Source organism: Nakamurella lactea DSM 19367 (assembly GCF_000426645.1).
GTDB lineage: Bacteria > Actinomycetota > Actinomycetes > Mycobacteriales > Nakamurellaceae > Nakamurella > Nakamurella lactea.
In genome coordinates this window covers 20,623-33,141 of record NZ_AUFT01000012.1, presented here as the reverse complement: position 1 = coordinate 33,141, position 12,519 = coordinate 20,623, and the positions used below count along the sequence as shown (strand labels likewise).

Here is a 12,519-nt window from a genome sequence, read left to right as displayed (position 1 = left end):
CGGCGCCGGTCGACCGGGCCGACGCAGGCCGCCGGGACCGAGGTGCACGAACGAGGGAGTCGATCAGATGGGCGTCATCGGGGATGTGACCGGCCGGGCGGCCTGGGCATTCGGCAGAAAGCTGGCTCCTGCCCAGGCCGCCGGGTTCGTCCGGTCCGTACTGGATCGCGCGATCGACGGTGTCGGGCCGCTCGGCAGCGCCGCGAAGTCGGCCGACAAGCAGCTGCGGGCCTCCGGCGGTGCGGTGGAGGTGGCGATCCGGGAACTGATCGACGGTCACGTCAAGCTGGCCGGCGCCGAGGGGTTCATCACCAACCTCGGCGGCTTCATCACGGCGGCGGTGACGATCCCGGCCAATATCACCGGGCTGGCCCTGATCCAGTGCCATCTGGTCGCCGGCATCGCTCATCTGCGCGGCTACGACCTGCGTCATCCCAACGTGCGCAGTGCTGTGCTCGCCTGCCTGCTCGGCAAGTCCGGCGTCCGGCGGATGGTCCGTGACGGAACCCTGCCGGCCGGTCCGGCGGAGCTGGCGACGGCAACCACGGTGGATCCCGAACTCAACGCGCGGGTCTCCAGAATGATCACCGGCGACCTGATCACCGCCGTCGGCGGGAAGCGGGTGGCGATCTTCATCGGGAAGCGGATCCCACTGGCCGGCGGGGCGATCGGCGGTGCGGCCGACGGGTACGGCACCTGGCAGATCGGCCGGTTCGCCGCCAAGGAACTCCGGCCAGCTCCCCGGGCGCCCTACGCCGCACGCTGACCCGGCCACTGCTGGCGAACTGCACCGAGGATGACGCCACCGAACACTCCGGTTGCCCCGGCGGGTCGGGCCGGGTCACTCCACCCAGACCGCGCGGTACCGCGGCTTGATCTGCTCGTTCACGAAACGGCCCGCGCTTTCGGCCGTCAGCAGCGCTGCCGCGACGCTCGGCGGGACGGCGAAGTACTGGTAGATCCCGCCGTCGCCGGCGAATTCGATCTCCAGCACGTTGGTCGCGCGGTCGTAGCCGACACCGACGATCGCCCTTGAGCGGACCCGTTCACGCTTCATCGTCGGGCGGTGCCGTCGGGGTGGCGATGTCGAGCTGGAGATAGTCGTGGACCTTGGTCAGCCGAAGAACGGTCCGGACGAACCACGGCAGTTCCGGCAGAGATTCCTGGTGGTGCTCGGGTTGCGGGTTCGTCAGCCGATAGGTCCGGCGCCGGGTGAGCAGTACGCACTCGCCCGCTGCCCGGACGTTGCGCACCCAGTCCGCGTCTTTGCCGTAGGTCAGGCAGAACAGGAATCCGCCGTGGCGCCGGAACACATTGACCGGAATCCGGTACTCGGTACCGGATTTGCGGCCGCGGTGGGTCACTACCCCGAACCCTGGCATCCAGGGCGCGATCTTGATCGTCAGCCGGTTCAGGCCGACCTTGTTGAGCCGGGCGATCCGCTTCGACAGAGGCACCCTGCCGATGCTAGTGCGCTGCAGCCCGTCAGGCGCCCCGATACGGTGCGGGGATGACGGTTCTCACCGACGACGACGTGCCCGGCTACTGGCGGTCCCTCGGCCTGCCGGGGTTGGCCGACATCCATGTGCATTTCCTGCCGGACCGCATGCTGCGCAAGGTCTGGGCCTTCTTCGACCGTCTCGGCGAAGGCACCGTCGGCAGCGGCACCGCCGGCGACGACTCCGGGCCGGGTGGGCAACCCTGGCCCATCCACTACCGGTATGACGAACAGACCCGGCTCGCCATCGCCCGCCGGCTCGGGCTGGTGGCCATCCCGGCCCTGGCCTACCCGCACAAGCCCGGGATGGCCGGCTGGCTCAACGATTGGTGCGCCGAGTTCGCGGCCCGGATCCCCGACGCCGTCCATTGCGGCACCCTGTACGCCGAAGGCGGCGTCGGCGACTACGTACGGACCGCCGTCCGGTCCGGTGCCCGGCTGTTCAAGGTGCATGTCCAAGTGGGCGGGTTCGACCCGTCCGACCCGGTGCTCGACCCGGCCTGGCAGGTGTTGCAGGACAACGCGATCCCCGTGGTGATCCACTGCGGATCCGGCCCGCATCCCGGTGCGCACACCGGTCCCGGACCGATTCGGCACCTGCTCGAGAGATTCCCCTTGCTGACCCTGGTGATCGCGCACGGCGGGACGCCCGAATACCTGGCGTTCGCCGACCTGGCGGCTGCGTTCGAGAACGTGCACCTTGACACCACGATGCTCGCGACCGAATACCTGAACACGATCGCCCCGCTGCCGGCGGGCTACCCGGAACGGCTGGCCGGACTGCAACAAAAGGTGGTGCTGGGCAGCGACTTCCCGAACATCCCGTACGCCTACGCGCATCAGATCGAAGCGCTGCGCCGGCTGGATCTCGGTGACGACTGGATGCGATCGGTGCTGTGGCACAACGGCGCCAGGCTGCTCGGCCTGCTGGTCGATCTCGACCGGCTCGGCTCGCTGGACACCGCTCGACTCAGCCTCCGCCCGCTCACGGTCGATGACGCCACCGAGATGGTGAGCGTATTGGCGGACCCACACTGTACGAATACATCGGGGGCAAGGCCCCGGACGAGGCGACTCTGCGCAGGCGCTACCGGGCACAGTCCGTCGGCGCTTCGCCGGACGGGACGCAGGACTGGCTCAACTGGATCGTGCGGCACACGTCGTCCGGCGCCGCCGTGGGGTACACCCAGGCGACCATCGACCGCCGGAGCGCAACCGGTGAGCTCTCCTGGGTGATCGGCGGACGCTGGCAGGGTCGGGGCTACGCGGTCGAGGCGGCGACGGCGATGGCCGAGGCGTTGCGGGACGCCGGTGTCCGGCGACTGATCGCCCACGTGCACCCGGAACACGTTGCTTCGCAAAGGGTCGCCGCCGCTGCTGGGTTGATCGCCACCGACCGCTCGCTGGACGGCGAGACCGAATGGGAGTGGACGCCGAGCTGAGAAATGAGCCGCCCCCGGACTCGCTCGCGCCCGACCCTGCCCGAATGGCAGGGTGGACAGATGTTCTCCCGCCGCCGGCTCTCCGCTCGCGCACTGCGTAACCGCCGCCCCGTCGTTCGGTCGGCCACCCGCTGGACCGCCGGGCTCGCCCGGGCGTCCGCGCTGACGGCGCTGACCGCGCTGACCTTGCTCACCGCCAACGGCTGCACGCTGGCCGACCACGGCACCACCCCACCGACCGTCGAAGGCGGCGGCGCCACCGCCGACGAACTGAACGCAGCCAAGAACGCCGTCACGGCCGCCGGCGTCGCCGCCGCCCAGAGCATCCGCAGCAACACCGTCGACCTGGTGAAGGCCGAGGGGCAATGGGCCAGGTGCGGCAACGGGTCCAACGACCCGGAGGCGGTCTACACCGCGCGGGCGGTGTTCCTGCGCAAGGCCGACAAGGACACACCGCTGCAGAAGGTCGACCCGGTCGCCGCCGCCCTGGTGACAAAGGGCTGGAAGATCACCGACAACGTGAGCGACGCCGATCTCGGAGACGTCTACCTGGCCAACGGCGACCTGACCGCCGAGGTGCTGACCCACGGGATCCAGCAGGTAACGGTCACGGTCAGCAGCAAGTGCCTGGTGTCGAACCTGGTGGGCAGCGAGCCGTTCCGGATCGGCGTCGACACCAATCAGATCAACGTGCCCTGAACCAACCCGTCGGTGTCCCCCGTCCGATCGGCGTCGGCCGCCTCTGTGGGGTCGCCCGCCGGACGGCCGATCGTCAGCCCGGCCGGCAATGCCCGGCTGTGCACCACCCCGAGCCGCTGGGTTGCCCTGGTCAGCGCCACGTACAGGTCGCCCAGCCCGCGCTTGGACTGGCCGACCATGTCGGCCGGCTCGGCCAGCAGCACCGCGTCGAACTCCAGGCCCTTGACCTCCCGCACCGTCAGTACGGTGACCCGGTGCCCCGGCCCGGCCTCGCCGGACGCCCCGGGCAGCCGCGCCGTCACCGCGGCCAGCACCGACGCCCGCAACTCGTCGGGCACCAGCACGGCCAGTTGGCCGGCGCCGTGCTGCGCCACCTCGTCGACCGCTGCCGCGGCCACCGCCGCGGCCAGCTCCCGGCGAGGGACCCGACGAGCCCAGGGGGCGAACCCGCTCTCCCGGACCGAGGTGGGCGGCGCCAGTTCCGGATCGATCCGGGCCAGCACCCCCGCTGCCACGTCCATGATCTCGGCCGGCGTCCGGTAGTTCACCGTCAGCTCCGCGAGCCGCCAGCGGTCGCCGACGTGCGGCCGCAACGACCTGGCCCAGCCGGTCGCGCCGGCCGGGTTCGAGGTCTGCGCGATGTCGCCCACCACGGTCATCGATTTGACCGGGCACCGGCGCATCAGCATCCGCCAGGCCATCTGCGACAGTTCCTGGGCCTCGTCGACGATCACGTGACCGTAGGTCCATTCCCGGTCGGCCGCCGCCCGGTCGGCGGTGGTGAACGCGAACCGGTCCTCGGTGTGCAGCTCGACGAGGTCCTCGGCCGACAGCATGCCGAGGGTGAATCCGATCCCTGACTCGGCCTGCTCCTCGGAGCCGGCACCCATCGCTTCGAGTGATTCCTGGGCGAATCGCAGGTCCTCCGCCTGTTGCTTCGACCAGGCCAGGTCGGCGGCGCCGATGTCGCCGAGCAGCTCAGCTGCCTCGTCCAGCAACGGCACGTCGCCCTCGGTCCAGGCCTGGGGATCGGTGCGCAGCAACGCATCCCGCTGCTTCGCGGTCAGCGACCGGGCAGCGAACTCCAGTCGCCGCTGGTCCGTCAGCAGATCCCCGATCAGCTGCTCCGGGGTGAGCGCCGGCCACAGGTCGGCCAGCGCGGCCACCACGTCGGCGTCCGCGGCCAGCTCCTTGCGGACCGCGGAATGATCGACCTTCGGCGCCTCGTCCAGTTGCCTGACACCGGGCCGGCCGGCGATCTGCCTGGCCAGCCCGTCCAGCACCACCCGCAGGAACACCTGCCGCGCCTTGTTGTGCGGCAACCGCGATCCCCAGGCCTGCCGCTGCGCCTTCGCCAGCATCCCCGGCTCCAGCCGCAGGGTCCCGCGGTCGTAGCCGAACACCCTGGCGCGCTTGGGCATTCGCTGCCGGTCGAGAATCGCATTGTCGATCACGGCGGCCATCATCGGCCGGCCCTTGAGCTCGGCCGCGACCGGCAGATCCGTCGGTCGGCCGACCACCCCGGGAAACAGGGTGCCGATGGTGGACAGCACAACGCTGGACTCACCGAGCGAGGGCAGCACCTGCCCGATGTAGTCCAGGAACGTCGCGTTCGGCCCGACTACCAGTACCCCGTGGCTGCCGAGCCGTTCCCGGTGGGTGTAGAGCAGATACGCCGCACGGTGCAGGGCGACCACGGTCTTGCCGGTGCCGGGGCCGCCCTGGACCACCAGCACGCCCGACCGGTCGGAGCGGATGATCCGGTCCTGTTCACCCTGGATGGTGGCGATGATGTCGAGCATCCGGCCGGTGCGCGGCGCGTTCAGCGCCGCCAGCAGCGCCGAATCGCCGGCCGATCCGAGGGCATCGCCGACGTCGGCCGGATCCACCCCGGGCGCGGCCTGCAGGTACTCGTCGGCCACCGACAGCACCCGACGCCGCCGGGTCTGCAGGTGACGTCGCCGGATCACTCCGTGCGGGGCCAGCGCGGTGGCCGTGTAGAACGGCGCGGCTGACGGCGCCCGCCAGTCGATCAGGATCTGCCGCCGTTCGCGGGTGCCGTCGGTCAGTCCCATCCGGCCGATGTGCAGGATCGCCTCGTCGGCATCGAGCCCATCGGTCCCGGTACCCGGGTCGGCCGGTCCCACGGCCCGGTCCAACCGGCCGAAGCACAACGTGTCCTCGGCCGCTGTCAGCGCCGCGACTTCCTGGGAGTAGCGGTGCTGCAAGGCATCTCGGTTGAACCGGCCGGCCGGCGTGCCGTCGGAGGAGTACCTGGCGTCACCGAGCCGACGAACGGCGTCCGAGCGCATGTCGGCGAGTCGGTCGTACATCACGTCGAGGAACTGCTGCTCCTCGACGACCGCGGCGGCCAGCTCGGCCGGCTCGGCCGGGTCACCCGCCGGGCTGTCGGCAGGGGCACCGGCCGGGCCGTCGGCAGGGGCACCGGCCAGGCGGTCGGTCGGGCGGTCTGGGGTGGCGGACGAGCGGGACATCGAACTCCTGGAGCGCGGCGGGATCGAAAGACGGGGGTCATCAAAGCTACCGCAGTTCTCGGCAGGCGCCGATCGGCGACCAGCCAACGCACCACCGCTCCGGCCGCGGCCCACCCGGTTCGTACACTCGGTCCGCGGGACGCCGGCAAGCGCGAGATCCGCGACCGAGCCGGGGATGGGGACGGCCGATGCCGAACTGGTGGCAGGGCCGGCCGCTGTGGATCGCGGCGATCATCCTGTTCGTCATCGTTTTCGCCCGGGCGCAGGGCACCTACTGGATCGGCCGGGCCGCCAGGTCCGGCTCGTTGCGCACCCGCTGGGCGCCGAAGCTGACCGGGCCACGCGTCAGCTCGGCGGTGCGGAAGCTGAACCGGTGGGGAGCGCCGCTGGTCACCGTCTCGTTCCTCACCGTCGGGTTCCAGACGGTGGTGAACGCCGCCGCCGGGCTCACTGCGATGCGTTGGCCGCGGTACACGCTGGCCATGGTTCCCGGCTGCGTCGCCTGGGCCTTCATCTACGCCACCGTCGGACTCGCCGCGTTCGACGCCTGGCTGGCGCTGGCCGCCCGGTCCGCCTGGTGGGCCTGGCTGGTGGCTGCCCTGCTGGCGGTCGGGGTACTACTGCTGCTCCGCCGGCTGCGCCGCTCCCGCGGACTCGACTCAGGATCTGTCGTGCCGGAAGACCGGAGCCACCGCCCGCAGGCCGAGAATGGCGGCAACTAGCAAGAAGTTGTAGCCGATCAGCTGGTAGAGGCTGACCGACGGCGTCACCTGGGGGCCGCCGGCGATGGACAGCAGGACGACGGCCATCACCCCGGCGGTGGCCGCGATCACGGTGATGATCACCTGGTTCAGCAGGCCGCGGATGAAGGCGCGGTCCCGCTCGTCGGCCAGCGGACGGATGTTGATTCCGAACCTGCCGTGTTCGGCGGCGGCCATCACCCGCTCCACCCGCCGCGGCAGCCGCCGCAGGATCGGCGCCAACGACACCAACTCGTCGACCGCGGCCGACTTCAGCCCGTCGGCGGACACCCGCTCGCCGGCCAGCCCGGCCGCCACCCGCCGTGCCTCGGTCACCAGGTCGAACCGGGGGGCGATCTCGGTGAGGGTGCCCTCGACCGTGCCCAGGGCCCGGAACACCGCCGCCACCTCCGGCGGGATGGCCAGCCGGTGAGCGGCGACCACCCGGAACAACTGACCGAACATCTGCGCACCGCCGGCCGAGCCGAGGGCCCCGCCCACCACGTAGCGGGCCAGGAACCGGCCGAGATCGCGTTCGAGTTCTTCGATGTCGACGTCTTCCGGCCGCGGGATCAGTTCCAGCAGCGCGTCGGTCACCGCGAGCGGGTCTGCTCCGTCGACGCCGAGCAGCAACCGCTGCAGCGCCTCGCGCAGTGCGGCGTCCAGCCGCCCGACGGAGCCGAAGTCCAGCAGCCCGATCCGGCCGTCGGCCAGCATCAGGATGTTCCCGGGATGCGGGTCCGCGTGGAACAGCCCGTCGACGGTGATCTGGTGCAGCAGGAAGTCGAGCACTGTCCGGGCGGTGCCGAGCGGATCGGCGATGTTCGGCGCGTCGGCCAGCCGCACTCCGTCCAGCCGCTCCATCACCAGCACCCGTTCGCCCGACCACTCCGGGTAGACCCGCGGTATCCGGACCGCCTGGCTCGAGCCGGCGGTCGGGGTGCCCGCGACCGCGAGCAGGTTGGCCGCCTCCACCCGGTAGTCGAGCTCCTCGCGGAGCGCGATCGCCATCCCCTCTGCCAGCCGGGCGGCACCTGACGAGGCAGCCCAATCGGTCCAGGCCTCGAGCCGATCGGCCAACCGGAACGCGATGTCCAGGTCCCGCTCGACCGTGGCCGAGATGCCAGGGCGTTGGACCTTGACCACCACCCGCCGGCCGTCCAGCAGCGTCGCCGCGTGCACCTGACCGACCGAGGCGGCGGCCAACGGCCGCTCGTCGATGTCGGCGAACACCTGCGACAGCGGCGCGTCGAACTCGGCCTCCAGCACGGCTTTCGCCTCGTCCCAACCGATCGGCGCCGCGTCGTCCTGCAGCTTCTTGAGCTCGTCGACCACTTCCCCGGCGACCAGGTCGCGGCGGGTGGCCAGCAGCTGCCCGAGTTTGACGAACGTCACCCCGGCGTCGTTGAGGGCCGCCGTCAGCGCCGCACCGAACCTGGCCCGGCCGGCCGGCGTGCCGAGCGCCCGTCGCCGGCCACCCCGGACGTAGGGCCACAGCCCGTGCCGGAACAGGATGCGGACGATCTGGAAGTAGCGCCGGGACCGGCGCAGCCGGCCGCGCAAGCCAGCACCCCACTCCCGGGCGGGCGGCACGCTGCCGTACGGCACGAACGCCTCGGCGACCACCAGGAAGAGCATCGAGGTGAACAGCACGGCCAGCGCGGCCAGCAGCCAGAACCAGCCGACCTGGCCCCGGTAGCCGTCGTTCCAGGTCTTGAGGACCAGGCCGGCCATGATCGGCTGGGTGACGATCACCGCCAACCCGCCGCCGAGCAGCAGCCGGATCAGCCCCAACCGCAGGCCGAGCATCCGCTGCACCAGATAGCCGAAAACGAACGACACCAGCAGGGTGAAGATCACCCAGAGCAGGGCGTTCAGCACGTTCATCGATCTGCCTTCCCTCGCCGCCCGACCACCCGAGCGGGCCCGGACCCACCGTCAACCATCCGAAACGTCGGATTTGGCAGGCGCGCCGACCTACCATCGGCGAATGACCACCTTCCGGCGCGCCATACTCCACGCTGTCACCGCTACGGCAGCAGCCGTCGTCACCCTGAGCAGCTGCAGCACCACCGACCCCGGCACGCCAGCACCGGCCGCCGGTCCGTCCACCATCCAACAGGCCCTGGCCGTGGTCCCGGCCTCGGTGACCCAGGTCGAGATCGTCGACCAGGCTGCGGCCAAGAAGCGCTGGGGGCTGGCCGAACTGACCGGATCGGCGTGGACCGACAAGGCACAGGCGGACAAGCTCAAGGAGTTCATCAAGCACTCGCAAACCTCGCCGGCAGCCGCCGACCTACAGACCAACTCGGCGCTGATGGGCGACTGGGGTTGGAACGGAATGGACGTCGACTGGGAGGTCCGTTACGTCGGCAAGGACGGCCCGCCGGTGACGATCAGCAAGCTGCGGGACGACCTGGACATGAAGGAGGTCACCGACTCGCTGACCGAGCACAAGTTCAAGCAGAGCGGGTCCGGTGACGAACTGCGGTTCGACACCGACATGTCCAACCCGAGTTTCCGGATCTTCATGCGGGGGTTGACGGTGATTCCGTCTCGGCACCTGGTGATCTCGGCGACCGCGGACCTCGCGGAGCTGCCGGCGGCGGAATCGAGCCTGGCCGGCAACGAGACCGCGAAGGCCCTGACGGCCGGGCTGAGCCCCGCCGACTACCTGGCGCTGTCCGTCGGCCCGGACGCCTGCGTCGATCCGATCGCCGCCTTCGCCGTGAAGGCCACTCCCGCCCAGATCGAAGAGGCGAAGGCGAAGCTCGGCGACCTCGGCGCGATCGGCGGCGCCGCCGCCGCGGTGCTCGATGACGAGCGCAGCCGGGTACGCACGGTCTATGCCGACAACGCCGCGGCGACCGCCGATCTCCCGGCCAGGCAGAAACTGCTGACCGACGGGCTGAGCTTCGTCTCGCAGCAGCCGTATTCCGAGCTCTTCCCCGGCACCGTCAAGGCCGAGGACGCCTACCTGCAGTACGACCTCACCCCGGAGCTGTCGGCCAGGGTGGCCCAGGCGTTCCAGCAGCGTGACACGCCCTGGTCGTTCTGCTGACCTGAGGCTCAGTGACCTGAGGCTCAGTGACCGGCCGCGCGGACAGCGGCCGCGCGGGCGTTCAGGTAACGCTGCTCCGGCAGGCTGGTCGTCAACCGGGCGGCATTCAGGTACTCCTCGACCGCCTCGACCGGGCGTCCGGCCAGTTCCAGCAGATGCGCCCGGACCGCGTGCCGCCGGTGGTTGTTCCGCATCACCGGATCGTCGCCGAGCCCGTCGAGCACCGTCAGCCCCGCCTCTGGTCCGTGTGCCATCCCGACGGCGACCGCGAGGTTCAACGTCACCACCGGTCCCGGGGCGACCCGATCGAGCATCCGGTAGAGCATGGTGATCTCCAGCCAATCGGTGTCCTGCCAGGTCGGCGCCTCGGCATGGACCGCGGCGATCGCCGCCTGCAGCTGGAACGGGCCGACCCGGCCGCGCGGCAGTACCTGACCGAGGATCGCCACGCCTTCGCTGATCGGGGCGTGCGCCCAACGGGTCCGGTCCTGCTCGGCCAGCGGGATCAGATCGCCCCGGCCGTCGACCCTGGCGGCGGATCTGGCGTCCGTCAGCAGCATCAACGCGAGCAGGCCGGCGACCTCGTCGTGCGCGTCCAGCTCCGTTGGCAGGCTCAGCCGCAGGTCGCGGGTGAGCCGGATGGCCTCACCGGTCAGCAGGGCGTCGACCAGCCGGTCCCCGCCGCTGGTCGCGTACCCCTCGTTGAACATCAGGTACAGCACGTGCAGCACCGCGTCCAGCCGGCCGGGCAGCTCGGCGGCGGTCGGTGGGGCGAACCGGGCGCCGGCGCCGCGCAAGGTGGACTTCGCCCGGCTGATCCGCTGGCCCATGGTTGCCGACGGAACCAGGAAGGCGGCGGCGACCTGATCGGTGCTCAGCCCGGCGACGGCACGCAGGGTCAGCGCGACCTGCGAGGCCCGGCTCAGCGCCGGGTGGCTGCACAGCAGCAGCAGCTGCAGGGTGTCGTCGGCGGCCCTGGCCACCGGCTCGTCGGCGGCCGGCGCCAGCGCGGCATCGACCGGCTCCCGGGTGGCGGCCAGCTCCTCCCGGTCCACGCGCGCCCGGTCGCTGCGCCGGGCGTCGATGAGGCGCCGGGAGGCGACCCGGACCAGCCAGCCGCGGGGGTTCTCCGGAACCCCGTCGGCCGGCCATTGCCGGGCGGCCGCGGCCAGCGCCTCCTGGACCGCGTCCTCACACCCGTCGAAGTCGCCGTAACGACGGACCAGCGCGGCCAGGACGTGTGGCGTCTCCCGACGCCACACGTCATCGAACTCGCCGGCCGTCATCGATCAGTGCGGTTGCCCGGGGCGCCGGCCTTTCGTTCCGACGGTCACTGGTCGGGCCCGCCGACCAGCATGGCCGGCCGCAGCTCGACGGTGTCCCCCGGCCCGGCGAACTGCACCGCGATCTCCTCGGCGCGCTGCCGGGAATCGACATCGATCAGGAAGAAGCCGGCCAGGTGCTCCTTCGACTCGGAGTACGGTCCGTCGGTCGCCAGTGCTCCCTGGCTGCGCCACCGGTACAGCTTGGAGGTGGCCGGGTCGCCGAGCGCTTCCCCGCCGACCAGCTCACCGGCGGCCGACAACTCGCCGAGCATCGCGTCGAACTCGGCATTCATCTGCTGTCGCTGGGCTGCCGGCAGCGCGAGCGACTCGGCGACGAAGTCGCTGGTCGGGTGACCCCAGGGCTGCGGATTGGAATGGATCAGGATGACGTACTTCACGGTTGCTCCTCGTGGTTGCTGACGTTGCGGCCTTCCGGCCCTTCCACCGGGGACGTCGAATCCGCCGCCGGGATTTCGACGTCGTCGCCATTGTCGATGCCCGGCGGGCCGATCAGAAGTGCCGCAGCAAGTCCGGGAACGATCCGAGGGTGAGTACCCCGTGGTCGTCCGGGTCCAGCTCCGCCTGCTCCAGCACCCAGGTGTCGGAACTCGGGATGTACACCGCGCCCAGCCCGACCGCCCTGGCCGGCAGGATGTCGGACCTGGGCGAGTTGCCGATCATCCAGCTGGATGACGGCGAGAGTCCTTGGGCGGCAACGATACCGGCGTAAACGTCCGGGTTCTTCTCGGGCACGATGTGGATCGAGGAGAACATGGTGCCCAGTCCACTCGCGGCGATCTTGCGGGTCTGCTCATCGGGGTGGCCCTTGGTCATCAGCTTGAGATCGTGCCGGCCGGCGAGCACCTCGAGGGTGTCGGCGACACCGTCGAACAACTGCACCCGGTGTTCGATCAGGTCGACGGCCAGCTCGTTGATCTGCCGCTGCTCGGCGGCATCCAGCGGCCGCGAGTTGAGGGTCCGGAAGCACTCGGCCAGGTTCAGCAGGAACGCCTGGCTGCCGTAGCCGTTGGTGACCGCGTTGGCCCGTTCGATGTCGTCGAGCACCGCGCGGATCTCGGCGTGGCTCAGCTCCGGGTGGGCCAGCCAGTCCAGGAAGTCGGCGATCACCGCCTCGAAGTAGGCGTTGCTGCCCCAGAGCGTGTCGTCGGCATCGAAGATCAGCGTCTGGCGCGCGGCTGTGGAGTGCACCGTGGCAGCGTAGACAGCCGGACCGACATCCCGCTGCCGACTTTCCGCCC

The 12,519-nt window shown here is 70.9% G+C and carries 12 protein-coding genes and 1 pseudogene; 6 read left to right on the top strand and 7 right to left on the bottom strand.

The window, feature by feature from the left end; all coding sequences use genetic code 11:
• Positions 1 to 67 precede the first annotated feature (67 nt).
• Entirely contained in the window at positions 68 to 766 is a 699-nt protein-coding gene (locus tag K340_RS0113465; protein WP_029137103.1) for an EcsC family protein, read from the top strand.
• Positions 767 to 841: 75 nt separating this feature from the next.
• On the opposite strand, the gene K340_RS0113460 is transcribed toward K340_RS0113465, so the two are convergent.
• Positions 842 to 1,057 carry a KTSC domain-containing protein gene (locus tag K340_RS0113460; protein WP_029137102.1) on the bottom strand — a complete coding sequence of 72 codons (216 nt, stop codon included), beginning with the start codon at positions 1,055 to 1,057 and terminating at the stop codon, positions 842 to 844.
• A complete protein-coding gene (locus K340_RS0113455) occupies positions 1,047 to 1,457 on the bottom strand; it encodes a nitroreductase family deazaflavin-dependent oxidoreductase (protein WP_029137101.1) in 411 nt (136 codons plus the stop codon). Before K340_RS0113455 ends, K340_RS0113460 begins: the two co-directional genes overlap by 11 nt.
• Before the next feature lie 53 nt (positions 1,458 to 1,510).
• On the opposite strand from K340_RS0113455, the pseudogene K340_RS29910 reads away from it, so the two are divergent.
• The 3 genes and pseudogenes from K340_RS29910 to K340_RS0113440 form a co-directional block, all read left to right on the top strand.
• Positions 1,511 to 2,413, top strand: a pseudogene (locus tag K340_RS29910) (amidohydrolase family protein); the annotation flags it as partial.
• A 104-nt stretch (positions 2,414 to 2,517) separates the two neighbouring features.
• A complete protein-coding gene (locus K340_RS35895) occupies positions 2,518 to 2,940 on the top strand; it encodes a GNAT family N-acetyltransferase (RefSeq protein WP_154674248.1) in 423 nt (140 codons plus the stop codon).
• A gap of 60 nt (positions 2,941 to 3,000) precedes the next feature.
• Positions 3,001 to 3,639: a hypothetical protein gene (locus K340_RS0113440; RefSeq protein ID WP_029137100.1), complete on the top strand. Its 639-nt coding sequence runs from the start codon at positions 3,001 to 3,003 to the stop codon at positions 3,637 to 3,639.
• Here the strand turns inward: K340_RS0113440 and K340_RS29900 are convergent.
• On the bottom strand, positions 3,621 to 6,134 hold the full coding sequence (locus tag K340_RS29900; protein WP_084614410.1) for a HelD family protein: 2,514 nt from the start codon (positions 6,132 to 6,134) through the stop codon (positions 3,621 to 3,623). The two genes, K340_RS0113440 and K340_RS29900, sit on opposite strands and share 19 nt — an antisense overlap.
• A 188-nt stretch (positions 6,135 to 6,322) precedes the next feature.
• On the opposite strand from K340_RS29900, the gene K340_RS0113430 reads away from it, so the two are divergent.
• Positions 6,323 to 6,856: a DedA family protein gene (locus K340_RS0113430; RefSeq protein ID WP_029137099.1), complete on the top strand. Its 534-nt coding sequence runs from the start codon at positions 6,323 to 6,325 to the stop codon at positions 6,854 to 6,856.
• On the opposite strand, the gene K340_RS0113425 is transcribed toward K340_RS0113430, so the two are convergent.
• Positions 6,794 to 8,761, bottom strand: coding sequence for an ABC1 kinase family protein (locus tag K340_RS0113425; RefSeq protein WP_029137098.1), 1,968 nt, complete (start codon positions 8,759 to 8,761; stop codon positions 6,794 to 6,796). The two genes, K340_RS0113430 and K340_RS0113425, sit on opposite strands and share 63 nt — an antisense overlap.
• Positions 8,762 to 8,864: 103 nt before the next feature.
• Here K340_RS0113425 and K340_RS0113420 point away from each other — a divergent pair, with 103 nt between their 5' ends.
• A complete protein-coding gene (locus tag K340_RS0113420) occupies positions 8,865 to 9,935 on the top strand; it encodes a hypothetical protein (protein WP_029137097.1) in 1,071 nt (356 codons plus the stop codon).
• 23 nt (positions 9,936 to 9,958) lie between these two features.
• Here K340_RS0113420 and K340_RS0113415 read toward each other — a convergent pair whose 3' ends face one another.
• The 3 genes from K340_RS0113415 to K340_RS0113405 form a co-directional block, all read right to left on the bottom strand.
• Positions 9,959 to 11,221 carry an RNA polymerase sigma factor gene (locus K340_RS0113415; protein ID WP_029137096.1) on the bottom strand — a complete coding sequence of 421 codons (1,263 nt, stop codon included), beginning with the start codon at positions 11,219 to 11,221 and terminating at the stop codon, positions 9,959 to 9,961.
• Between the two features lie 44 nt (positions 11,222 to 11,265).
• Entirely contained in the window at positions 11,266 to 11,658 is a 393-nt protein-coding gene (locus K340_RS0113410) for a YciI family protein (protein WP_029137095.1), read from the bottom strand.
• A 112-nt stretch (positions 11,659 to 11,770) separates the two neighbouring features.
• The gene (locus tag K340_RS0113405) at positions 11,771 to 12,469 is read right to left on the bottom strand and encodes an HAD family hydrolase (protein WP_029137094.1); all 699 of its coding nucleotides are present in this window, start codon (positions 12,467 to 12,469) and stop codon (positions 11,771 to 11,773) included.
• Between the last annotated feature and the right edge of the window lie 50 nt (positions 12,470 to 12,519).

What these genes read in the sequence shown, in the direction of transcription:
- K340_RS0113465 (WP_029137103.1), top strand. Translation starts at nt 68, where the DNA reads ATGGGCGTCATCGGGGATGTGACCGGCCGGGCGGCCTGGGCATTCGGC.
- K340_RS0113430 (WP_029137099.1), top strand. Translation starts at nt 6,323, where the DNA reads ATGCCGAACTGGTGGCAGGGCCGGCCGCTGTGGATCGCGGCGATCATC.
- K340_RS0113415 (WP_029137096.1), bottom strand. Translation starts at nt 11,221, where the DNA reads ATGACGGCCGGCGAGTTCGATGACGTGTGGCGTCGGGAGACGCCACAC.
- K340_RS0113440 (WP_029137100.1), top strand. Translation starts at nt 3,001, where the DNA reads ATGTTCTCCCGCCGCCGGCTCTCCGCTCGCGCACTGCGTAACCGCCGC.
- K340_RS29900 (WP_084614410.1), bottom strand. Translation starts at nt 6,134, where the DNA reads ATGTCCCGCTCGTCCGCCACCCCAGACCGCCCGACCGACCGCCTGGCC.
- K340_RS0113420 (WP_029137097.1), top strand. Translation starts at nt 8,865, where the DNA reads ATGACCACCTTCCGGCGCGCCATACTCCACGCTGTCACCGCTACGGCA.
- K340_RS0113460 (WP_029137102.1), bottom strand. Translation starts at nt 1,057, where the DNA reads ATGAAGCGTGAACGGGTCCGCTCAAGGGCGATCGTCGGTGTCGGCTAC.
- K340_RS0113425 (WP_029137098.1), bottom strand. Translation starts at nt 8,761, where the DNA reads ATGAACGTGCTGAACGCCCTGCTCTGGGTGATCTTCACCCTGCTGGTG.